At 73.5% G+C, this 23,083-nt stretch carries 19 protein-coding genes and 1 pseudogene; 15 read left to right on the forward strand and 5 right to left on the reverse strand.

Features of this window, described 5'->3' with window-relative positions:
- Window positions 1-124: 124 nt before the first annotated feature.
- A complete protein-coding gene (locus tag IE295_RS21005; protein ID WP_190065254.1) occupies window positions 125-1,201 on the forward strand; it encodes a mechanosensitive ion channel family protein in 1,077 nt (358 codons plus the stop codon).
- Between the two features lie 59 nt (window positions 1,202-1,260).
- Here IE295_RS21005 and IE295_RS21010 read toward each other — a convergent pair whose 3' ends face one another.
- Complete coding sequence (locus IE295_RS21010) at window positions 1,261-1,779, reverse strand: FBP domain-containing protein (protein ID WP_190065255.1); 519 nt, start codon at window positions 1,777-1,779, stop codon at window positions 1,261-1,263.
- A gap of 225 nt (window positions 1,780-2,004) precedes the next feature.
- On the opposite strand from IE295_RS21010, the gene IE295_RS21015 reads away from it, so the two are divergent.
- The 14 genes and pseudogenes from IE295_RS21015 (at window position 2,005) to IE295_RS21080 (ending at window position 18,235) form a co-directional block, all read left to right on the forward strand.
- Window positions 2,005-3,207 (forward strand): ROK family transcriptional regulator, encoded by a 1,203-nt coding sequence (locus IE295_RS21015; protein WP_224323333.1) that lies wholly within the window; start codon window positions 2,005-2,007, stop codon window positions 3,205-3,207.
- 120 nt (window positions 3,208-3,327) lie between these two features.
- Window positions 3,328-3,441: pseudogene (locus IE295_RS21020) on the forward strand (carbohydrate ABC transporter permease); the annotation flags it as partial.
- Between the two features lie 32 nt (window positions 3,442-3,473).
- Window positions 3,474-4,727: a 6-phospho-beta-glucosidase gene (locus IE295_RS21025; protein WP_190065256.1), complete on the forward strand. Its 1,254-nt coding sequence runs from the start codon at window positions 3,474-3,476 to the stop codon at window positions 4,725-4,727.
- Window positions 4,718-5,716 (forward strand): N-acetylglucosamine kinase, encoded by a 999-nt coding sequence (locus tag IE295_RS21030; RefSeq protein ID WP_190065257.1) that lies wholly within the window; start codon window positions 4,718-4,720, stop codon window positions 5,714-5,716. The genes IE295_RS21025 and IE295_RS21030 overlap by 10 nt, the downstream gene beginning before the upstream one ends.
- A gap of 448 nt (window positions 5,717-6,164) precedes the next feature.
- Window positions 6,165-6,569, forward strand: coding sequence for an apotyrosinase chaperone MelC1 (melC1, locus tag IE295_RS21035; RefSeq protein WP_190065258.1), 405 nt, complete (start codon window positions 6,165-6,167; stop codon window positions 6,567-6,569).
- A 50-nt stretch (window positions 6,570-6,619) separates the two neighbouring features.
- Window positions 6,620-7,441 carry a tyrosinase MelC2 gene (gene melC2 / locus IE295_RS21040; RefSeq protein WP_190065259.1) on the forward strand — a complete coding sequence of 274 codons (822 nt, stop codon included), beginning with the start codon at window positions 6,620-6,622 and terminating at the stop codon, window positions 7,439-7,441.
- 180 nt (window positions 7,442-7,621) lie between these two features.
- A complete protein-coding gene (locus tag IE295_RS21045; protein ID WP_372479196.1) occupies window positions 7,622-9,115 on the forward strand; it encodes a GlnX family signal transduction membrane protein in 1,494 nt (497 codons plus the stop codon).
- 17 nt (window positions 9,116-9,132) lie between these two features.
- Window positions 9,133-10,104, forward strand: coding sequence for a glutamate ABC transporter substrate-binding protein (locus IE295_RS21050; protein WP_190065261.1), 972 nt, complete (start codon window positions 9,133-9,135; stop codon window positions 10,102-10,104).
- A 77-nt stretch (window positions 10,105-10,181) separates the two neighbouring features.
- A complete protein-coding gene (locus IE295_RS21055) occupies window positions 10,182-11,504 on the forward strand; it encodes a coiled-coil domain-containing protein (protein ID WP_190065262.1) in 1,323 nt (440 codons plus the stop codon).
- A complete protein-coding gene (locus IE295_RS21060) occupies window positions 11,501-14,128 on the forward strand; it encodes a serine/threonine-protein kinase (RefSeq protein ID WP_190065263.1) in 2,628 nt (875 codons plus the stop codon). Before IE295_RS21055 ends, IE295_RS21060 begins: the two co-directional genes overlap by 4 nt.
- 3 nt (window positions 14,129-14,131) lie before the next feature.
- Complete coding sequence (locus tag IE295_RS21065; RefSeq protein WP_190065264.1) at window positions 14,132-15,289, forward strand: protein phosphatase 2C domain-containing protein; 1,158 nt, start codon at window positions 14,132-14,134, stop codon at window positions 15,287-15,289.
- Between the two features lie 114 nt (window positions 15,290-15,403).
- On the forward strand, window positions 15,404-16,747 hold the full coding sequence (locus tag IE295_RS21070) for a vWA domain-containing protein (RefSeq protein ID WP_190065265.1): 1,344 nt from the start codon (window positions 15,404-15,406) through the stop codon (window positions 16,745-16,747).
- 19 nt (window positions 16,748-16,766) lie between these two features.
- On the forward strand, window positions 16,767-17,762 hold the full coding sequence (locus tag IE295_RS21075) for an FHA domain-containing protein (RefSeq protein WP_190065266.1): 996 nt from the start codon (window positions 16,767-16,769) through the stop codon (window positions 17,760-17,762).
- Between the two features lie 68 nt (window positions 17,763-17,830).
- Window positions 17,831-18,235, forward strand: coding sequence for a globin (locus IE295_RS21080; RefSeq protein ID WP_086573620.1), 405 nt, complete (start codon window positions 17,831-17,833; stop codon window positions 18,233-18,235).
- Window positions 18,236-18,294: 59 nt separating this feature from the next.
- On the opposite strand, the gene IE295_RS21085 is transcribed toward IE295_RS21080, so the two are convergent.
- The 4 genes from IE295_RS21085 to IE295_RS21100 all read right to left on the reverse strand — a co-directional run bounded on the left by IE295_RS21085 (window position 18,295) and on the right by IE295_RS21100 (window position 23,038).
- Window positions 18,295-19,047: a DUF8010 domain-containing protein gene (locus IE295_RS21085; protein ID WP_190065267.1), complete on the reverse strand. Its 753-nt coding sequence runs from the start codon at window positions 19,045-19,047 to the stop codon at window positions 18,295-18,297.
- Entirely contained in the window at window positions 19,047-20,711 is a 1,665-nt protein-coding gene (gene ettA / locus IE295_RS21090) for an energy-dependent translational throttle protein EttA (protein ID WP_190065268.1), read from the reverse strand. Before ettA ends, IE295_RS21085 begins: the two co-directional genes overlap by 1 nt.
- A 177-nt stretch (window positions 20,712-20,888) precedes the next feature.
- Entirely contained in the window at window positions 20,889-22,322 is a 1,434-nt protein-coding gene (locus tag IE295_RS21095) for a Cys-Gln thioester bond-forming surface protein (protein WP_190065269.1), read from the reverse strand.
- Window positions 22,323-22,558: 236 nt separating this feature from the next.
- Window positions 22,559-23,038, reverse strand: a complete 480-nt coding sequence (locus IE295_RS21100; RefSeq protein ID WP_372479191.1) for a single-stranded DNA-binding protein — start codon at window positions 23,036-23,038, stop codon at window positions 22,559-22,561.
- Between the last annotated feature and the right edge of the window lie 45 nt (window positions 23,039-23,083).

Genomic DNA, 23,083 nt, shown 5'->3' on the forward strand with positions numbered 1-23,083 from the left:
TCCCCGCGCAAGAGCGGTCCCGTATCGAACAGAACAACGGAGCACCTTGCCTGCCCCGTTAGTGTGGTGGATCGCCCGCACCGCTCCTCGTCGCGGGTCTGTCCCACACCGGAGGATTCCTGCTGTGTTCTGGTCCGCTGCCCTGGCCGCAGACTCGACGCCCCGTCCCACATCCCTGGACGAGGCCCAACGCACGGCGAACGACGCCGCGGGATGGGTCGAGCAGAACTGGTCCATCTGGCTCAGCAACGGCCTGCGCATCGTCCTGATCGTGCTGATCGCGGTGGCCATGCGGTCGGTGATCCGGCGCGCCATCACCAAGCTCATAGCGCGGATGAACCGCACCGCCCAGGCGGTCGACGGCACCGCCCTGGGAAGCCTGCTGGTCAACGCCGAGCGGCGGCGGCAGCGCTCGGAGGCCATCGGCTCGGTGCTGCGCAGCGTCGCCTCGTTCCTGATCATGGGAACGGCGGCCCTGACGGTCCTCTCCGTACTCAAGATCAACCTGGCTCCGCTGCTGGCCAGCGCCGGTGTGGCCGGCGTCGCCATCGGTTTCGGCGCCCGCAATCTGGTCACCGACTTCCTCTCGGGCGTCTTCATGATCCTGGAGGACCAGTACGGGGTCGGCGACACGATCGACGCCGGGGTGGCCTCCGGCGAGGTGATCGAGGTCGGCCTGCGGGTGACCAAGCTGCGCGGGGTGGACGGCGAGATCTGGTACGTGCGCAACGGCGAGGTCAAGCGGATCGGCAACCTCAGCCAGGGCTGGGCGACCGCGGGCGTCGACGTCCAGGTGCGCGCGGACGAGGACCTGGACCGGGTGCGCGAGGTGATCACCCGGACCGGCGAGGAGATGCAGAAGGCCGAGCCGTGGAACGAGCGGCTGTGGGAGCCGGTCGAGGTGCTGGGCCTGAACGCGATCTACCTCGACTCGGTGATCATCCGGGTCTCGGCGAAGACCATGCCGGGCAAGGCCGTCGGCGTGGAGCGCGAGCTGCGCTGGCGCATCAAGCGGGCGCTGGACGCGGAGGGCATCCGCATCGTGGGCCGCCCGCTCGACCCGGAGCTGGAGACCGTGATCATCCCGGATCCGGCGGCCGCCGTCGCGGCCCCGTCCGCCCTGGCGAACCCCACGTCCCCGCAGTCCCAGGCGACGACACCGATACCGCCGGCACCGCCGGGAGTTCCCCTCGGCAAGTGAACGAACGGGCCCCCTCGCCGTGATGGCGAGGGGCCCGTTCGCTGGGTGCGCAGGCCGCGTCAGACGGTCGCCGCGCCCTGCTCCTGGAAGACCTTGTCCAGGAAGGCGTCGAGGTTGCCCGTCATCCGGGCGACGCGCTCCTCCAGCGAGAGCGACTCCTTGTACCGCATCGTCAGCTCGGGCACCTTCTTGCCCCGCACGTACAGGGGGCAGGCCAGGTCCGTGCAGATGTAGGCGCCGACGGTGTTGCCGTCGCGGCCGGAGGCGCCGACCTTGCGGGCGGCGAGCAGGGAGACGCCCGAGCCGGCGTGGCTGGTCAGGCACACGGAGCACATGGTGGTCTTGGCCATGCTGCGGGGACCGCCCTGCGGCACGCGCAGGGTGACGCCGACGAGCTCGCCGCCCCGCATGGCGACGATGTAGCCCCGGTCCGGCGCGCCCGGGTCACGCCAGCCGAGGAAGTCCAGTTCCGCCCAGGGGAGTTCGGCCAGCCCCTTGGGCAGGCTGATCCTGCGCGCCTCGCCCTTCGAGCAGTTCACGAAGGAGGCGCGTATGGCGTTTTCGCCGAGTTGTTCCATGTGGCGGGAAACTAACAGCGGCGGACCGGGGGCGTCGCCTCATTTTTCCGGTCGCCGACTTTCCGGTCGCCGATTTTTCTGTCGCCGACTTTTCGGTCACGGGGGCGGATGCGGGCGGGCCACGGCCTCTTGACGGTGTGCCAGGGGGCGGCATACCGTCCCCCCACCTATTTGGAAAGTTTCCTTACAGTCCCTGCCGGACCCCTCAGAGACGGGTGCACAGCCATGGCCGGAGCCGGAGTCCCCGGGACGCCCCGCGTCCTGCGGGCCATGAACGACCGCGCCGCGCTCGACCTCCTGCTCGCGCACGGCCCGCTCACCCGCACCCGCCTCGGCGAGCTGACCGGCCTGTCCAAGCCCACCGCCTCCCAGCTGCTCGGCCGCCTGACGGCCGCCGGCCTGGTCCGCGTCACCGGCAACGTCACCGGCCGCCCCGGGCCCAACGCCCAGCTGTACGAGATCGAACCCGGCGTCGCGCACGTGGCCGGGCTCGCCGTCGACGAGGAGGGCATCACCGCCGCCGTCGCGGACATCACCGGCGCCGTCACCGGCGAGCACCGCGTCGCCGCCCCGGCCGTGGACGGGCGGGCGCGCGAGCGCACCCCCGGCCTCGTGGCCGAGGCGGTGGACGGCGCGCTGTCCGCCGCCGGGCTCGGCCGCACCGCCCTGCGGCACACCGTCATCGGCACCCCCGGCGCCCTCGACCCCGGCACCGGGACGCTGCGGTACGCCCCGCACCTGCCCGGCTGGCACGCGCCCGGCCTGCGCGCCGAGCTCGCCGCGCTCCTCGGCACCCCCGTCGTCATCGAGAACGACGTCAACCTCGCCGCCCTCGCCGAGCGCCACCACGGCGCGGCCCGCGACGCCGACGACTACGTCCTGCTGTGGATCGACGAGGGCGTGGGCGCCGCGATCGTGCTCGGCGGGCGGCTGCTGCGCGGGGCGACCGGCGGCGCGGGCGAGGTCGGCTACATGCCGCTGCCCGGCGCCCCGCTCGCGCGCGGCGGCCCCGAGGCCACCATCGGCCCGGACGGCGGGGGCGGCTTCCAGATGCTCGTGGGCTCGTCGGCCGTGGTCCGCCTCGCCCGCACGCACGGCATCGACGCCCCGACGGCCCCACGGGCCCTGGCGCTCGCGGCCTCCACCCCGGGCGCGGGGGAGGACTTCCTCGCCGCGCTCGCGGCGCGCGTGGCCACCGGGCTCGCGGCGATCGTCGCCGTCGTCGACCCGGCGCTGGTGGTGCTCGGCGGCGAGGTCAGCCGGGCCGGCGGCGAGCGGCTGCGCGAGCTGGTCGAGGGCGAACTGACCGGACTGGCCCTGCCCCGGCCGCGACTGCGGCTGAGCGGCGTCGAGGGCTCCCCCATCCTGGCCGGCGCCCTGTGCGGCGCACTGGCCGCCGCCCGCGACACCGTCTTCGACACCGGCTGAGCCGTCCCGTTCCCGTCCTCCCTGTTCTCCCCGCTCTCCCCGCTGTTCGTCCCGCACCGCCCGTACGTCCATCGCGTCACTTCCCCGCACCCCCGGCCCGAAGGAAGTACCGCCATGCCACGCATACGCCCGCCCATGGCCAGGCCCGCCATCGCGGCCGTCGCCCTGTTCCGGTTCTTCTTCTGCGGGAACGATTACTTCGGGCCACCGATCCACGCGGCCCGGAACCCGGGCGTCGAAGGCGTCACACCGACAGGAGTCAAGGGTTGAAGCTCGCAGTGGTGGGGGGCGGCTCCACCTACACCCCCGAACTCGTCGACGGCATCGCCCGGTTGCGCGACGCGCTGCCGGTGACGGAGCTGGTGCTCGTCGACCCGGACGCCGACCGCCTGGAACCGGTGGGCGCGCTGGCCCGGCGGATCCTCGCCCGGCAGGACCACCCCGCCCGCGTGTGGTGGACCGCCGACCTGGACGCGGCCGCCGACGGAGCCGGCGCCGTGCTGCTGCAGCTGCGCGTGGGCGGCCAGGCGGCCCGCCACCAGGACGAGACCTGGCCGCTGGAGTGCGGCTGCGTCGGGCAGGAGACCACCGGCGCGGGCGGCCTGGCGAAGGCGCTGCGCACCGTCCCCGTCGTGCTGGACATCGCCGAGCGGGTGCGCCGCCGCAACCCCACCGCCTGGATCGTCGACTTCACCAACCCCGTCGGGATCGTCACCCGCGCCCTGCTCACGGCCGGGCACCGCGCGGTCGGGCTGTGCAACGTGGCCATCGGCTTCCAGCGGAAGTTCGCGGCGCTGCTCGGCGTGGACCCGCGGGAGGTGGCGCTGGAGCACGTGGGCCTGAACCACCTCACCTGGGAGCGTTCGGTGCGCGTCGGCGGCCGGGAGGTGCTGCCCCGGCTGCTCGCCGAGCACGGCGAGGCCATCGCCGCCGACCTGCGCATGCCGCGCGAACTCCTCCACCGGCTCGGCGTCGTGCCCTCGTACTACCTGCGCTACTTCTACCAGCACGACGCCGTCGTCAGGGAGCTGCGGACCAAGCCCTCGCGGGCGGCCGAGGTCGCACGGATGGAGCGCGAACTGCTGGCGATGTACCGCGACCCGGCACTGGACGAGAAGCCGGAGCTGCTGGCGAAGCGGGGCGGGGCCTTCTACTCGGAGGCGGCGGTGGCGCTGACGGCCTCGCTGCTGTCCGGCACCGGGGACGTCCAGGTGGTCAACACGCTCAACAACGGCACCCTGCCCTTCCTGCCGGACGACGCGGTCGTGGAGGTTCCGGCGGCCGTGGACGGGCGCGGTGCGCACCCGCTGCCCGTACGGCCGCTGGAGCCGCTGTTCGCGGGGCTGGTCGCGGGGGTGACGGCGTACGAGCACCTGGCGCTGGAGGCGGCGCTCGAGGGCGGCCGCGACCGGGTGTTCCGGGCCCTGCTGGCCCATCCGCTCGTCGGCCAGACCGAGCACGCGGACCGGCTGACCGACGCCCTCCTCGCGCACAACCGGGAGCACCTCGCGTGGGCGTGAGCGGTGCGCTGCTCGCCGTCGACGCGGGCAACAGCAAGACCGACGTGGCGCTGGTGGACGCCGACGGCACGGTGCTGGGCGCGGCGCGCGGCGACGGCTTCCAGCCGGCGGCGGAGGGCGTCGCGCGGGCCGTGGCCGGCCTGGCCGCCGTGGTCGCGCGGGCGCTCGAGCAGGCCGGGCCGCACGGCGCGGGCCGGGTGGAGCACGTCCAGGCGTGCCTGGCGAACGCCGATCTGCCGGTGGAGGAGGAACGGCTGACGGCGGAGATCGCCGCGTACGGATGGGGCCGTACGGTCACGGTCGCCAACGACACCTTCGCCCTGCTGCGCGCGGGGCTGCCGGACGGGGGCGAGCGGGCGGGGGTGGCCGTCGTGTGCGGGGCGGGCATCAACTGCTCGGGGATCGCGCCGGGCGGGCGGACCGCGCGCTTCCTCGCCGTCGGGCGGATCTCCGGCGACTGGGGCGGCGGCGGGGTCCTGGCGGAGGAGGCGCTGTGGTGGGCGGCGCGGGCGGCGGACGGCCGCGGCGAGGCCACGGCGCTCACCGAGGCGCTGCCCGCCCACTTCGGGCTGGCCGGCGTGCCGGAGCTGATCGAGGCCCTGCACCTGGGGCGGATCGCCTGGTCGCGGCGGCACGAACTGGCGCCCGTCCTCTTCGCGGTGGCCTCGGCCGGGGACGCGATCGCCCGGTCGCTGGTGGTCCGGCAGGCCGACGAGGTCGTCGTCATGGCGGTGAGCGCGCTGAGGCGGCTGGACCTGCTGGACGCGGCGGTTCCGGTGGTGCTGGGCGGCGGCGTGCTCGCGGCGCGCCATCCGCTGCTGCACGAGCGGATCGTCGCGCGGCTGGCCGCGCGGGCGCCCCGGGCCGTGCCGGGGGTGGTCACCGCCCCGCCCGTGCTGGGGGCCGCACTGCTGGCCCTCGACCGGGCCGGGGCGCCGGCCGCCGCGTACGGCCGGCTGCGCGCCCACTACGCGAAGGGCCCGGCGTAGGGCCCGGGTGCGCGAAGGGCCCGGCGTAGTGCCGGCGTGCGCAAAGGGCCCGGCCTGCGCGCCGTGGAACCCGTCCCGAAGTGGCCGGATTCCACGGTGCACGGTCTGTTCACGTCATCTTCACATCGTGAGAGACGTCACCGTGCGGGCCAGGCGACCGTAAATCCTCCGCTCATGCTCCGCTCCCTGCACCGAAGTTCCTGACAATCACGTCAGCAACGGGACGCCTCAGAAATTTCTCTTCTGACATTGGTTGACCGTTCATACACCCAATGTCCGTATTCGGAGCAACCATTTCTCCCCTCCTGTGGGCGCATGCGAGCATCCGGGCACGCACGGATTGATCACGAAATACGACCAACGGCCGCTGAAATCAGCCCAAAACGGCACTCGGCGGCCTCGTGGCAACCCCTGCTCCCGACCACCCGCATCCCGAGGGGGGACACCCATGTCCAAGACCGTCACTCGCCGCTTCGTCCTCAGGGGCACGGCCGTCGCCGTGGCCGGTGCAGCGCTGGCCGGCGTGGCCGGCATCGCGACCGCCGAGTCCGGCCCGAAGCCCATGGACCACTCCGGCCACGGCGACCACGCCGGCCACGGCCCCCAGGCGTTCGACGAGACGTACAAGGGCCGTCGCATCGTCGGCGCCCCCGCCACCGGTGGCCACCAGGCCCACCACGGCGGCTTCGCCGTGACGATCGACGGCAAGGAACTGCACGTCATGCAGAACGCCGACGGCACCTGGATCAGCGTCGTCAACCACTACCAGACCTTCGCCGACCCGCTGACGCTGACCCGCGCCGCCGTCGACAAGCTCCAGGGCGCCGTGCTCGTCCCGATCGCCACCGCCTGATTCCGGCCGCTGCCGGCCATCCCGCCCCGACACCCAAGGACACGATCCCCATGGCAGTACGCAAGAACCAGGCGACCCTGACCGCCACCGAGAAGCGCAACTTCGTCAACGCGGTGCTGGCGCTGAAGAAGAACGGCCGCTACGACGAATTCGTGCGCACGCACAACGAGTTCATCATGAGCGACACCGACTCCGGCGACCGCGTCGGCCACCGCTCGCCGTCGTTCCTGCCCTGGCACCGCCGCTTCCTCATCCAGTTCGAGCAGGAGCTCCAGAGAATCGATTCTTCGGTGACGCTCCCCTATTGGGACTGGACCGTCGACCGCACGACGACCGCCTCCATATTCGGGGCCGACTTCCTCGGCGGCACCGGCCGCAGCCGTGACTCCCAGGTCACCACCGGCCCGTTCGCCTACTCCACCGGCCAGTGGAACATCAACGTCTCGGTGGACAACCGTCCCTACCTCCAGCGCGAGCTGGGCACGAGCGTCCGGGCGCTGCCCACCCGCGCCGAGGTGGACTCCGTGCTCGCCATGGCCACCTACGACATGGCCCCCTGGAACAGCTCCTCCAACGGCTTCCGCAACAACCTCGAGGGCTGGCGCGGCGTCAACCTCCACAACCGCGTCCACGTGTGGATCGGCGGCCAGATGGCCACCGGCGTCTCGCCCAACGACCCCGTCTTCTGGCTGCACCACTGCTTCATCGACAAGCTGTGGGCCGACTGGCAGCGCCTGCACCCCACCTCGACGTACCTGCCGGCCGCCGGCACGGCCAACGTCGTGGACCTCAACGACACCATGCGCCCCTGGAACAACGTCACCCCGGCCGACATGCTGGACCACACGAAGTTCTACACGTACGACAGCTGATCCCCGCTCGTGCGGCCGCCCGTGGGGGCGGCGGGCCCCGGTCCGCCGCCCCCACGGCATTTCTCCGGAACTGTCCGCCCGTCGGCCCCTCGCACGGGAACCGAACAGCCACCCCAGGCGTGAACACAGGAGAAGGCCGACACGGACACACCGGGGAATATCGCGGTCCGCACAAGATCGATGCACGACCGGTGTGTTTGTCAGTCCCTGCGGCCATACTGCTGGCCGGGCATCCGTCCCTCCGCGGCTCTTGGGGCGACGGACGCCGCCGGCGACCAAGGGGGAGGTCACGTGTCACAACCGCAGCCGGATCCGGGCACCCGGCGCACAGCGTGGCGCGAGGGTCTGGACCGCCTGAAGGCCTCGGCCACCACGGAGCCCGGCAGACTGCGCATCATCGGGGCCGTGCTGGCGGCGCTGCTGGTGGCCTTCGGGGCGGTCACCGCCTGGCAGGTCGCCGACCGGGCCGCGGCCTCGGACGCCGTCGTCGACCACAGCCAGCCGCTGAGCGCCGACGCCGCCGACATCTACCGCTCCCTGGCCGACGCCGACACCGCCGCGGCCGGCGGCTTCCTCGCCGGCGGCCAGGAACCGCGCGCGGTCCGCGAGCGGTACGAGAAGGACATCGCCCTCGCCTCCGCGCTGCTGGTCAAGGCGGCCGCCAACACCGAGGGCTCGCACGGCGCGGAGCGCCAGATAGCCCTGCTCAACGCCCAACTGCCCGTCTACACCGGCCTCGTGGAGTCCGCCCGCGCCAACAACCGCCAGGGGCTGCCCCTGGGCGGCGCCTATCTGCGGCACGCCGGCGACCGGATGCGCGAGGACCTGCTGCCCGCCGCCCGCGCGCTGTACGAGGCCGAGACCGGCCGGCTCGGCGACGACTACGACGACGCCGAGTCCTGGCCCTGGGCCGCGCTGGCCGCCGGCGTGCTGGCCCTGGGCGCGCTCGGCTGGGCCCAGCGCCGCGACTACCGCCGCACCAACCGCGTGTTCAACCAGGGCCTGCTGGCCGCGACCGCCGCCTGCGCGGTGGTGCTGCTGTGGCTGGTGACCGGGCACGCCCTGGCGAGGGCCGGCCTGACGACCTCCTACGAGCACGGCGCCAAGTCCCTGCGCGTGCTCAACGAGGCCCGCATCGCCTCGCTCCAGGCCCGGGGCGACGAGAGCCTGACCCTCGTGGCGCGCGGCGCCGTGCTCACCCCCGAGGGCAACGACGCCTACGAGTCCAGCTACCGCACGGGGATGGGCCGGCTCGTGGGGGCGGGCGCCAAGGACACGCCCGCCTCGGGCGCCCCGGCGCCGGACAGCCTGCTGGGCCGGGCGAGTGCGCTGGCCGACGGCGACGGCGGGCGGGAGCCGCTGGTCAAGGCCGTCGAGGACGTGCGCCAGTGGCAGCAGCGGCACCGCGAGGCCCGCGCCGCCGACGACGGCGGCTACTACGAACGCGCGCTGCCGAAGGTGATCGGCGAGAAGGACAGCACCGGCGAATCCTTCGACCGGGTGGACAGGGAACTGGGTCAGGCACTGGCCCACGAGCAGGGCGAGTTCCGGTCGGCCGCCGACGACGGCCGCGGTGCGCTGACGGGGCTCGCGGCCGGGGCCGCCGTGCTCGCGGTGCTGGGCGCCGCGGCCGCCGTGCTCGGCATCGGGCGCAGGCTCTCGGAGTACCGGTGACAGGGGGAGGCGGGATCATGAGCGGACGTACCGGCGGGCGGTGGGCGGCGGTGGCGGCCGCGGTCTGCGCGATGGCCGCGGCGCTCGCCGTGCTGCCGCCCTCCGCCCCGGACGCCGCCGGGAGCCGGGCGGGCGCCACGGCGGCCGCGTCCGCCGCGCGGCAGTCGGCGGTGCGGGCGCCGGCCACGTGCACCGACCCGGAGGCGAGCCTGCGGCCCTCCACCGCCGACGGCCCGGCGGTGCAGCGCATCAAGAACCGCGGCCGGCTCATCGCCGGCGTGGACCAGAACAGCTACCGCTGGGGCTACCGCGACCCCGCCACCCGCGAGCTCAGCGGATTCGACATCGACCTCGTGCGCGCCGTGGCCAAGGCCGTCCTCGGCGACCCCGACAAGGTCACCTTTCTGGCGATCCCCACCAACCAACGCATACCCGCGCTGGAAAAGGGCAAGGTGGACATCATCGCGCGCACCATGACCATCAACTGCGACCGGATCAGGCAAGTCGCCTTCTCCACGGCCTACTTCGAGGCCGGGCAGCAGGTGCTGGCCCCCAAGGGGTCACCGGTCACGGCGTTCGACGACAGCCTGAAGGGGAAGAAAGTCTGTACGGCCAAGGGATCCACGGGCGAGAGCGAGCTGCGCAGCGAGTCGCACGGCGCCACCGTGCTGACCGTGCCCAACCAGCTCGACTGTCTGGTGCGGCTCCAGCTCGGACGGGTCGACGCGGTGATCACCGACAGCGCGCTGGCCGCCGGACAAGCGGCCCAGGACCCGTCCGTGCGACTCGTCGGCAAACCGTTCACCACCGAGTCCTACGGCGTGGCGATGAACCTGGGCGACCAGGACCTGGTACGCCGGGTCAACGCGGTTCTGGAGGACTACCGCCGGGGCGGCGCCGAGAGCCCGTGGATGGTGGCCTACCGCAAGTGGCTGGCGGCCGACCTCAAGGGGATCACCGCCCCTCCGGAACCGAAGTACAAGGACTGACGACGGACCAGCACTGACGGGGAATACCGTTCACAGCGTTCGTGCGCGGCGTGGGCCGCGCACAGGAGAGGGGATCGATGGCGGTCGCGGGGCCCACCGGGCCGGCCTTGAGCCGCGAGGAGGTGGACCGTGCGCTGGCGAGGCTCGGCGCGGAGCACGAGGCCGTGGAGTCCTCGCTGCTGGCCCTCCAGGACCATGCCGGCCGTCGCCTGCTGGAGGGCGCGGAGCTGGCGGGGGTGACGAAGAGCCGGTGGGAGGTCACCGAGGCGCTCATCACGCAGCTGTGGGTGTACTTCGACGCCTATACCGACGCGCTGGAGGCGGCCCGTGAGCTGCGCGCCCGTCGCCGCTGGCCCACCCAGGGCGAGCTGTCGGAGCTGACCGACCTGCTGCGCGGCACCGGGATCACCCTGCCCGCCGGCCCGCCCGCGGCCACGGCCGTGCTGCTGGGCGCCTCCGCCAAGCTCAGCGAACGGCTCAGCCTGCACGAGCTGGTCGACCGGATGAACAGCTGGTACGCCCGTGCCCTGGACGTGGTGGTGGCCGCCGACGCCGTCTGGTCCGCGCTGCCCGCGCGCATCGACCTGCTGGCCGCCGAGCTGCAGCGCACCCGCGCCCTGGCCCACTCGGTGGGCGTGCGCCCCGGCGACCACCCGGCCGGCGACGACCTCGAGCGGATCGCCGCCGAACTGACCGCGCTGCGGTCCGAGGTGATATCCGATCCGCTCGCCTTCTGGACCGGTGCCCCGGCCGGGTCCGCGCCCGGCGGAGGCCGCCCCGACACCGGTCGCTACGACGGCGCCGCCCTCGCCCTGGAGGACGTGCGGCGGGAGATCGAGGCCGTGCTGGACGTCCGCCAGGACGCCGAGCAGCGGCTGATGCGCGTGCGCGACGTCCTCTCGCGCGCGGACCGCACCCTCGGCGAGGCCCGGCAGGCCCGCGTCGAGGTCCTGTCGAAGATCGCCGCGTTCGAGGTGCCCGCCGTCTCCGGCCCGCCGACCGCGCTCTACGAACAGCTGGCGGCGGCCTCCGAGCACCGCAGGGCCGCCCAGTGGCACCGCCTGTCCCCGCTGCTGGAGAGCCTGGAGCAGCGGGCCGAGGAGGAGCTGCTGCGCGCCCGCGAGTCGCTGACGGCGGTGACCGCTCCGCTGGCCGTACGGGCCGAGCTGCGCGGCCGGCTGGACGCGTACCGGGCCAAGGCCGCCCGGCTCGGGCTGGCGGAGGACCACTTCATCCTCGAGCGGTACGACGCGGCGCGCCGCATGCTGTGGAGCGCGCCGTGCGATCTGGTGGCCGCCGAGGGCGCCGTGCTGCGCTTCCAGCGGGCCGTGGCGGAGGCGGCGGCCCCGCCGGCCCGGTCGGCCGTTCCCGGGGCCGCCGAGGGCAGGGGGGAATCATGACGGGCACCAGCTGTCAGCGGCGGGACTGCGGCGGCGTCTACGAGGACGTCGGCGGCGGCGAGCTGTACTGCGGCGAGTGCGGGCTGGCGCCGGTGGTCTCGCCCGGCGGACAGATCTCCTCGCCCCCCACGGGGGTCACCCGGGCGGGTGGACGGGGCAGTTCCTCGCAGCGGAACGCGGGAAGAACCGGAAGCGCCGGAAGCGCGCCCTCCGCCCGGTCGTCGTCGGGGGCGTCGGCCTCCTCGGGGTCGGCGGGATCGTCCGGGTCATCGGGATCGTCCGGGTCGTCGGGGTCCTCGCGCGGTTCCTCCCGGTCGTCCTCGCGTTCCGCCTCCTCGCGCCGTTCGGTGCCCGGACGGCTCTCGCGCTCGCTGTCCGGCCGCTCCGAGCGCACGGAGGCCGGCGGGCCCCCCTCGGTCTCGGTGCGCAGCCGGCAGACGGGGGGCTCCGGCTCCGGGCGCAACCGGCTGGGCGCGGGCCTGGTCACGATGCCGGGCCTGCCGCGCCCCGACCCCCGTGCCGCGGTGCTCGAGCGCCCGGAGGTGCCCGAGCGCAAGCGGTTCTGCAGCAGGAGCGACTGCGGCGTGCCCGTGGGGCGTTCGCGGGCCGGGCGCCCGGGGCGCACGGAGGGCTTCTGCACCAAGTGCGGCCACCCCTACTCCTTCGTGCCGAAGCTGCACCCGGGCGACGTGGTGCGCGGCCAGTACGAGGTCGCCGGGTGCCTGGCGCACGGCGGGCTGGGGTGGATCTACCTGGCCATCGACCGCGCGGTCTCCGACCGGTGGGTGGTCCTCAAGGGCCTGCTCGACACCGGCGACGAGGACGCGCTGGCCGCCGCCGTCTCCGAGCGGCGCTTCCTCGCGGAGATCGAGCACTCCAACATCGTCCGCATCTACAACTTCGTCGAGCACCTCGACCAGCGCACCGGCAGCCTCGACGGCTACATCGTCATGGAGTACGTCGGCGGCAAGTCCCTCAAGGAGATCGCCAACGAGCGGCGCCGGCCCGACGGCCGGCGCGACCCGCTGCCGGTGGAGCAGGCCTGCGCGTACGGCATCGAGGCGCTGGAGGCGCTGGCCCACCTGCACAGCCGCAACCTCCTCTACTGCGACTTCAAGGTCGACAACGCCATCCAGCAGCAGGACCGGCTCAAGCTGATCGACATGGGCGCGGTCCGGCGGATGGACGACCATGACAGCCCCATCTACGGCACGGTCGGCTACCAGGCCCCCGAGGTCGCCGAGCTGGGCCCGTCGGTGGCCTCCGACCTGTACACCGTGGCGCGCACCCTCGCCGTGCTCACGTTCGACTTCCAGGGCTACACCAACGTCTTCGCCGGCAGCCTGCCCGACCCCGAGAACATCGACGTCTTCACCCGCTACGAGTCCTTCTACCGGCTGCTCGTCCGGGCCACCGACCCCGACCCGGCGCGCCGGTTCGCCTCCGCCGACGAGATGGCCGAGCAGCTGACGGGCGTCCTGCGGGAGATCGTGGCGCTGCAGACGGGCAGGCCCCGGCCGGCGGTGTCCACGCTGTTCGGGCCGGAGCCGCGGGTGGTGGACACCCGCCTGTTCGCACCGTGGACCGGGGAGGTCTCGGTGCTCGGCGAGCGGTCGGCGGTCCGCGGGGCACCCGCCCCGGCCGCGGTCCCCGCGCAGGCCACGCGGCCCTCGGTGCCCGCCGTCGAGCCGCTGGACGCCCGGGCCACCGCCCTCGCCCTGCCGCTGCCCCTCGTCGACGGCTCCGACCCCAACGCCGGCTTCCTCGCCGGTCTGCTCGCCGCCCAGCCCGCCGAGCTGTACGCCGCGCTGCGGGCGGCGCCCGCGGACTCGCCGGAGCTGCGGCTGCGCCAGGTGCGGGCCCAGCTGGAGCTCGGCGAGGACGGCCCGGCGGGAGCGGCCCTGGCCGCCCTGGAGGCCGCGCACCCCGACGACTGGCGCACGGTCTGGCACCGCGGCGTGCACTCCCTGGTCGTCGGCGACCACGAGACGGCGGCGCTCTCCTTCGACGCCGTCTACGACGCCTTTCCCGGCGAGCCCGCCCCGAAGCTGGCGCTGGGGGTGTGCGCGGAGCTCCTCGGCCAGCTCGACAACGCCGCCGAGTACTACCGTCTGGTGTGGGCGACCGACCCGGGCTTCGTGGGCGCCGCCTTCGCCCTGGCCCGGGTGCGGCTGGCCGCCGGTGACCGGGCGGGGGCGGTCGGCGCCCTGGAGTCCGTGCCGGAGGCCTCCATCCACTACACGGCGGCGCGCGTCGCGGCGGTCCGGGCGCGGCTGCGGCAGCGCTCCGCGCGCGACGCGCTGCTGCCGGACCTCGGCGCGGCCGCCGGGCAGGTGGAGCGGCTGGCGGACTTCGGCCTGGACGCGGTGCGGCGCGAGCAGCTGTCGACCGAGGTGCTGGGCACGGCGCTGGACTGGGTGCTGTCGGGCCGTCAGGGCGCGGCCGCGGGCGTGCCGGCCCCGCCGGGGCCGGTACGCCTGCTCGGCAGCGGCCTCGACGAGCAGGACCTGCGGTTCGGGCTGGAGCGCTCGTACCGCGTGCTCGCCCGCCTGGCCCAGCGCGGTGAGGAACGGATCGAACTGGTGGAGCGGGCCAACCGTTACCGCCCCAGGACATGGGTGTGATCGATGTCGCAACTGCCCCCACAACTGACGGCGTGTCCCGTCTGTCACGAGCCGCTGGAGCCGGCCGACAACTTCTGCGGAGGCTGCGGCGCGGACCTCTCGGCGGTGCCGCCCCTGCCCCATGAGGCGCGGCCCGGCGGGTGGCGACAGCCGGACACGCCGCTGGTGCGAGGGGCGGACGACTACCGCATCGCCCCGCCGGCCGGCGGGGTCCCCGCCCAGCCGGCACACGGCGCGAGCCCCGGCGGAGCCTGTGCGGCCTGCCGGTCGGGCATGATCGACAAAGACGGGTACTGCGAACACTGCGGGCATGCACAACCGCGCGAACGGGATCACATGGAGCACGAGTCGGCAGGCGTCGCGGCGGTCAGCGACCGCGGCCTGCGCCACCACCGCAACGAGGACGCGTACGCCGTGTCCACCACCGACCTGGCCGGCGGCCGCACCGTCGTCGCGGTCGTCAGCGACGGCGTGTCGTCCGCCGCCCGCCCCGACGAGGCGTCGGCCGCCGCCTGCGCCGCGGCGCACGGCGCCCTGGTGGAGGACCTGGAGCGGGGCGCGCCCCCCAGGGAGGCCACGCACCGGGCGATCGTCCTGGCCGCCGAGGCCGTCGCCGGCCTGGCCACCGCGGCCCCCCAGCCGCGCGAGCACGAGCGCTACCGCCAGGAGAACGCGCCCGCCTGCACCATCGTCAGCGCCGTCGTCACCGGCGACCTGCTGACCGTCGGCTGGGTCGGCGACAGCCGCGCGTACTGGGTGCCCGACGACCGCGCCACCCAGCCCGCCCGGCTGACCGAGGACGACTCCTGGGCGGCCCAGATGGTGGCGGCGGGACTGATGTCGGAGGCCGAGGCGTACGCGGACGAGCGCGCCCACGCGATCACCGGCTGGCTCGGCGCGGACGCCTACGAGGTCGAGCCGCACACCGCCTCGTACCACCCCGACCGGCCGGGCGTGGTGATCGTCTGCACCGACGGCCTGTGGAACTACGCCGAGTCCGCCGAGCACATGGCGGCCGTCGTGCCGCCCGACGCGCGCACCCGGCCGCTGGAGTGCGCACGCCGTCTGCTGACGCACGCCCTGGACGGAGGGGGCCACGACAACGTAACAGTGGCCGTCCTGCCGTTCCCGGCCCCGCACGAGGGGGCAGGATCGGCCTGACGGCCTTGAGTGACCACGGGGGGATCGATACGCGGCGCCGTGCACGGCGCCGCGCGGCTGTCCGCCCCGCCGCACGCCCCATGTGACCACGTGGAGTACGAAGGAGCGGATCAGATGGCCAGTTTGTCCAAACCGAGCGTGCCGCGGTTCTCGGTCGAGGTGTACCAGAACGCCAACCTCCCCGAGGGCGGCCGCGAGGTCAACGCGATCGTCACGGTCACCGCCACCGGCGGCCCCGGCGAGCCGTCCCCGTCCCCCGGCTCCTTCTCCTCCGGCGGCCACGCCCCCGACGCCGCGGTCGTCATCATGGTCGACTGCTCCGGCTCGATGGACTACCCGCCCGCCAAGATGCGCAACGCCCGCGACGCCACGGCCGCCGCCATCGACGCGCTGCGCGACGGCGTCGCCTTCGCCGTCGTCGCCGGCACCCACCAGGCGCGCGAGGTCTACCCCTCCGGCGGGCGGCTGGCGGTGGCCGACGCCACCACCCGCGGGCAGGCCAAGGAGGCCCTGCGCAAGCTCGGCCCGGGCGGCGGCACGGCCATCGGCACCTGGCTGCGCCTGGCCGACCGGCTGCTCTCCTCCTCCGACGCCTCCATACGCCACGGCATCCTGCTCACCGACGGGCGCAACGAGCACGAGGAGCCGGAGGCGCTGCGGGCGTCGCTGGACGCGTGCGCGGGCCGGTTCACCTGCGACGCGCGCGGCGTGGGCACGGACTGGGAGGTCAAGGAGGTCACGGGCATAGCCTCCGCCCTGCTGGGCAGCGCCGACATCGTCGCGGACCCGGCCGCCCTGGCCGCGGACTTCACGTCGATGATGGAGACCGTCATGGGCAAGGAGGTCGGCGACGTCTCGCTGCGGCTGTGGACCCCGCAGGGCGCCGAGGTGCTGTTCGTCAAGCAGGTCGCCCCCACCGTCGAGGAGCTGACGGACCGCCGGGTCGCGGCCGGTCCGCGCGCGAGCGACTACCCCACCGGCTCCTGGGGCGACGAGTCGCGGGACTACCACGTGTGCGTCCGGGTGCCGAGCGCCCACGTGGGCCAGGAGATGCTCGCCGCCCGCGTCTCGCTGGTGCTGCCCACCCCGGACGGCGCCTCGCCGCACGTCCTCGCCCAGGGGCTGGTGCGGGCGGTGTGGACGGACGACCTGGCGGCGTCCACGTCCATCAACCCGCAGGTCGCGCACTACACGGGCCAGGCCGAGCTGGCCCAGGCCATCCAGCAGGGGCTGGACCTGCGCAAGTCGGGGGACGTCGACGGGGCGACGGCGAAGCTCGGCCGCGCGGTGCAGCTGGCCAGCCGCTCGGGCCACGAGGACACCGCGAAACTGCTCGCCAAGGTGGTGGACGTCGTGGACGCGGCGAACGGTACTGTGCGGCTGAAGACGAAGGTCTCGGAGGAAGCGGAGATGACGCTCGAGACGCGCTCCACCAAGACCGTTCGCGTCAAGAAGTGACGAGGGGGAATCCACCGCCATGCCGACCTGCCCGAACGGCCACCAGACGGGTGCCGAAGACTGGTGCGAGGTGTGCGGCCACCGGATTCCGGAGGCCGGCGCGCCCGCCCCTGCCGTGCCTCCGCCGCCGTCCTCCCCGCCGCCCGGCACGGGCGGCTACGCCTTCCCGGCCGCCGGCGGCGACGTCACCGTCCAGGCGGAGCTGTGCCCGCAGTGCCGTACGCCCCGGGAGGCGCAGGCGCCCTTCTGCGAGGAGTGCCGCTACAACTTCGCGACCCGGACGGCGAACCCCTACGCCCCTCCGCCCCCGCCCGTGCAGGGCTTCCAGTCGGTGCCGCCGCCCCCGCCGCAGCACGCCCAGCCGCCGCAGAGCTTCGAGTACCACGGCTCCCGCCCGTCGCGGATCAACCGCCCGGCCGAGCCGCTGGTCCCGCACGAGGGGCCGCAGACCTTCGGCGAGGACGACTGGGTGCTGCCCCCGCCCGTCCCGGGCCAGGCCGGCGCCCCCGTCCCGTCCCCGTACTCCTCCTACGAGCACCAGGGCGAGCGCGGCGCGGCCGAGGGCGTCCCGCACACCGCGCCGCCACCGCCGGGGGTGCCCGCGCAGGGCGGCTCCTGGGTCGCGGTCGTCGCGCCCGACCGGGAGTACTTCCTGTCGATGATGAACCGCAGCGGCCCGGAGGCGGCGGGGCTGAACCTGCCCGCGTACTCCCCCGAGCTGCGCTTCCCGCTCGGCGGTCACCAGGTCACCATCGGCCGCCGCCGGCACAGCACGGGCGAGTCCCCGGACATCGACCTGTCCCGTCCGCCGGAGGACCCCGGCGTCTCGCACCAGCACGCCATGCTGGTGCAGCAGCCGGACGGCGGCTGGGCGGTCGTCGACCAGGACTCCACCAACGGCACCACGGTCAACGGTTCCGAGGACCCGATCCAGCCCTATGTGCCCGTCCCGCTCCAGGACGGCGACCGGGTGCACGTGGGTGCCTGGACGACGATCACGGTCCGGCGGGGCTGAGGGGGCGGCAGCGGCCGGGGAGTCCTAAGCCGCCGGTCCTCCGCCGGGTGGTCTGAGACCATGGAGGGGTGAATGAGATTCCGCGCGGCACGCTTCAGGAGCAGACCTTCTACGAGCAGGTCGGCGGCGAGGAGACCTTCCGGCGCCTGGTCCACCGCTTCTACCAGGGCGTGGCCGGGGATCCCCTGCTGCGGCCGATGTACCCGGAGGAGGACCTCGGCCCGGCCGAGGAGCGCCTGGTGCTCTTCCTGATGCAGTACTGGGGCGGCCCGCGCACCTACAGCGAGAACCGCGGCCACCCGCGGCTGCGGATGCGGCACGCGCCGTTCACGGTGGACCGCGCCGCGCACGACGCCTGGCTGCGGCACATGCGGGACGCGGTGGACGAGCTCGGGCTCGCGCCCGAGCTGGAGCGCCAGCTGTGGGGCTACATGACGTACGCCGCCGCCTCCATGGTCAACACCCAGGGCTGAGCCCCCGGGGCCGTCCGCCGGGCCGGCGTCGGTGCCCTCCGCGGTGTCGGGCGGCGGCGTCAGGCGGGGGTGACCGTCAGGTCCCGCAGACCGCCCGTCCGCACGGCCACGGAGCCGTAGGGGGTGCGCAGCCGCAGCCAGCCGCGGGCGGCGAAGAGGGCGAGGGGCTCCGGCGCCAGGGCCGTCGCGCCCGGCGTGCGGGTGGCGGAGCCGGCCGCGGCGCCCGCCATGGCCTGCTGCCGCTCCTGCGCCCGGAAGGGCCGCAGGAAGCCCAGCGACTGGGCGGCGTGCACGGCGCGCAGGGGCAGCCCGGTGTCGCCCAGGGTGCGCGACCAGATCTCCCGGCCGATGCGCTCGCGCTCGGCGCGGGTGCGGCGTTGCTCGGGCAGCGCCTCGTCCCGGGCCCGGAACTCCGCGACGGCGGCCGCGACCGCGCCCCGTACGTCCTCCGTGCCGGGGAAGGGCTCGACGCGCCGCCAGCCGCCGCGCGGCGGCAGGACGCCGGCCCAGGGCGGGCCGGTGACGGCCTCGGGCACCACGGCCTCCAGGCCTCCGCCGGCCACCGGGTCGCCGTTGTCGAGCGCGTCCGCGAGCTGTCCGGCCGAGACGGTCACGTCCAGCGTGGCGTCGGCGGCCAGGCGGGCCGTGCGGATGGCGAGGACCTCGAAGGACGGCGGGCGGCCGAAGACGCCGAGCACGCCGCCGCCTGCCTGCAGGCGGACGGCGGCGGCACGGTCGTAGTGGATCAGCCGGGCCAGGAAGGCGGCCAGGTCGGCCGCCTCCCCGGCGTCGGCGAAGCACAGCCGGTGCATCAGCCCCGCGTCAGCTTCTTGTAGGTGGCGCGGTGCGGACGGGCCGCGTCCGGGCCGAGGCGCTCGATCTTGTTCTTCTCGTAGGACTCGAAGTTGCCCTCGAACCAGAACCACTTGGAGTCGCCCTCGTAGGCCAGGATGTGCGTGGCCACTCGGTCCAGGAACCAGCGGTCGTGGGAGACGACCACCGCGGCGCCGGGGAAGTCCAGCAGCGCGTTCTCGAGCGAGGACAGGGTCTCGACGTCGAGGTCGTTGGTCGGCTCGTCGAGGAGCAGGAGGTTGCCGCCCTGCTTGAGGGTGAGCGCGAGGTTGAGGCGGTTGCGCTCACCACCGGAGAGCACGCCGGCCGGCTTCTGCTGGTCCGGGCCCTTGAAGCCGAACGCGGAGACGTAGGCGCGGGAGGGCATCTCGACCTGGCCGACGTTGATGTAGTCCAGCTCGTCGGAGACGACGGCCCACAGCGTCTTCTTGGGGTCGATGTTGGCGCGGCTCTGGTCGACGTACGAGATCTTCACGGTCTCGCCGACCCGGATGGAGCCGGAGTCCGGCTTCTCCAGGCCCTGGATCATCTTGAAGAGCGTGGTCTTGCCGGCGCCGTTCGGGCCGATCACGCCGACGATGCCGTTGCGCGGCAGGGTGAAGGACAGGTCGTCGATGAGGACCTTGTCGCCGAACGCCTTGGAGAGGTTGTTGACCTCGACGACGACGGAGCCCAGGCGCGGGCCCGGCGGGATCTGGATCTCCTCGAAGTCCAGCTTCCGCATCTTGTCGGCCTCGGCCGCCATCTCCTCGTAACGGGCCAGACGCGCCTTGGACTTGGCCTGGCGGCCCTTGGCGTTGGAGCGGACCCACTCCAGCTCTTCCTTGAGCCGCTTCTGGCGCTTGGCGTCCTTCTGGCCCTCGACCTTCAGACGGGCGGCCTTGTTCTCCAGGTAGGTGGAGTAGTTGCCCTCGTAGGGGATGGCGCGGCCGCGGTCGAGCTCCAGGATCCACTCGGCGACGTTGTCGAGGAAGTACCGGTCGTGGGTGATCGCCACGACGGTGCCCGCGTACTTGGCCAGGTGCTGCTCCAGCCAGTTCACCGACTCGGCGTCGAGGTGGTTGGTGGGCTCGTCGAGGAGCAGCAGGTCGGGGGCCTCCAGCAGCAGCTTGCAGAGGGCCACGCGGCGCTTCTCACCACCGGAGAGGTTGACCACCGGCCAGTCGGCGGGCGGGCAGCCCAGCGCGTCCATGGCCTGCTCCAGCTGGGCGTCGAGGTCCCAGGCGTTGGAGTGGTCCAGGTCCTCCTGGAGCTTGCCCATCTCCTCGAGCAGCGCGTCGGAGTAGTCGGTCGCCATCAGCTCGGCGATCTCGTTGAACCGGTCGAGCTTGCCCTTGACCACGGCGACGCCGTCCTGGACGTTCTCCAGCACCGTCTTGGTCTCGTCGAGCTCCGGCTCCTGCATCAGGATGCCGACGCTGAAGCCCGGCGACAGGAAGGCGTCGCCGTTCGACGGCTGCTCCAGGCCGGCCATGATCTTGAGGACGGTGGACTTACCGGCACCGTTGGGGCCGACCACACCGATCTTCGCACCGGGCAGGAAGCTCAGCGTCACGTCATCGAGGATGACCTTGTCGCCGTGCGCCTTGCGCGTCTTGCGCATGGTGTAGATGTACTCAGCCAAGAGAAACCGTCCGGCATTCGAGAAGGGCCAATGTGCGGCTCCGCCGCAGTGAGGGCAGATACACCCCATCTTGCCGTACGGGAAGCCCTCGGCGGAAACGCGTTGCGGGCGACGTGCCGGTGACCGCGGGAACTCCCCCGGTCACCGGCCGTGCGAGCCGTACCGGCGCGCCGGGCGCTACTCTCCCGCGGCCGTGTTCTTGCGGCGCAGGAGGAAGACCGCGCCGCCGCCGACCACGACGAGCGCGATGGCCACGCCCGCTATGACGGGCGTGGCGCTGCTGCTGCCCGTCGTGGCGAGGTCACCGCCGGTGGTCGAGCCGGTGGCGCCGCTGGTGGTCCTGCCCGACGCCGGCGTGGGGGTGGCGGAGGGAGTGGCGGTGCCGCCGGCCGAGCCGCCGGTGCTGCCGGTGCTGCCGGTCTCGGCGGTCTTGCAGTCCAGGATCCCGGAGAACGTCCTGGTGAAGCCGTTCGGCCCGGTGATCGTGAACTTGTACGCCTGGTCCTCGCCGACCTTCACCAGGACGGTCTCGGAGCCGCCGGGCCGCACGGTGTGCTTGCGGCCCTCCAGCTCGAAGGTGAAGGGCTGGTCGCCCTTGTTGTCGGCGGTGATCTCCACACCGCCCTTCTCGCAGTTCTTCTTGGCGCTCAGGGCGGGTATCGCCCCCTTGGTGGCCCAGTTGGCGGTGGCGGTGGCGGAGACGGTGCTCTCGCTGGAGCCGGCCAGGATCATCGTCTGGGTCTTGGTGTGGTCGCCGATGAAGGCGCGGCCGACCGGGACCTTGGTGGCGGCCGTGGCCTTCAGGGAGACGGACCCGTCGGGGACGCCTGCCGGGACGTCGAAGTAGAGCTCGCCGCCGTTGGCCGTCGAGGCGACCGGCTTGCCGGCCTTGTCGACGACCTTCACACCCTTGCCCGCGGCGTCACCGGAGGGGGCGACAGTGACGCTGCCGGCATTGGTGCGGACCGTGACGGGGCCGATCTTCTGGCCGGACCTGCCCGAGACGGCGGGCGGGGTGAGCGTCAGGGAGGCCTTGGGCTCCTCGACGTTCTCGGCGCTCTTGTAGAGGTAGTCGGCGAGCTTCTCCGCCGCCGGGTTCTTCGCCTCGACGTCGACGTTGTCGGAGTAGCGCCAGATGGCGACCTGGGTGCCGGTGGCGGCGGTGTTCGCGTCGAGCGTGCCGGCGTCGGAGGTCTTGGCGAGCGCGGCGAGGTCGTTGACCTGCGGGTAGGAGTGCTGGAGGATCCAGCGGATCTTGCCCGCGTTCTTGTTGGCATGCAGGGAGGACTCGCTCCAGCCGGCCTCCTTGTACTTCGCGCCGTCGACCGTGTTGGTGAGGATGTCGATGCAGTACGTCTGGAGCGTTCCCCCGCCGTCGACCTTCATCTCGAACAGGCCGGCCATGACGTTCCCGGTCTTGCGCCGGTCGTGGACGACGGCCCCGCCGCCGGCCGTGATGCGGCCGAGGGTGGCGGTCACGCCGCCCTGGTTCTGCGGCGCCTCGTCGGCGGCCGCGCCGCCCGCCGCTGCGGTGGTGCCGCCCACCGCCAGACCGGTCGTCAGAATCACCGCGGCAAGACGCGTCACGCCCCGCCTCTTTACAGAGTTCATGGATTTCCTTTCGGGTGGGCGCGTCTCGCGCGAAGGTCGGTGCGGACCTTCGAGGGCGCGCCCCACCGGGCAACTCAAAACTCAGAAGCCCCCGTTGCTATGGAGGGGATCTTAAGGAGCGCGCACAACCCGCCCCCCACGCATGCCTTCGCATCACCGATCCGAATCGGAATCGTTATCGCATAGGCGTACCGGACCCGGAATTATCGACAAATCTCCGGGACAAAACACTCATTTCACAGGGGTGTCGCCGGCGCCGGGCCGGTCATCGCCCCAGTACCGGCCGGGTCACGGGCCCCCGCCGGCACCGCCGGGAGCGCCCCCGGCCCCGCACCCGCCAACCGCACCGGCTCGACCGGAAGCGGACGGGCCGGTGACACTCTGCGGAATGCCGACGTACCGCGAGTGAGATCGTGACCGATCGACACGGCGTCAATGTCGGCCGAAAGCCATCGCTTTCCCTCGCGCTCCTGCTCCTGAATTCTCAACTTTCCGTGGACGACGAGCGGTTCTCCCACGGACACCGAACCCACCACATTCGCCGCCAGCGTGCGCCACGCCCACACCGTGTAGAAGCTGGTGTACGCGTCCGCCCATTCCTCCCGCTCCCGGTCCCAGCGGCGCACGGTCGCCGCGAGGCGGAAGCGCGAGACGGCCGAGCCGTTCGCCGCCTCCCTGAAGTCGGGCTGCGTGGCCACGTTGCCCACGACCGTCACCAGTGTCTCGTTCATCCGGAACGCCTCCCCCGTCGTCGTCTCGGA

Source organism: Streptomyces griseocarneus, from assembly GCF_014655595.1.
Taxonomy (GTDB): Bacteria; Actinomycetota; Actinomycetes; order Streptomycetales; family Streptomycetaceae; genus Streptomyces; species Streptomyces griseocarneus.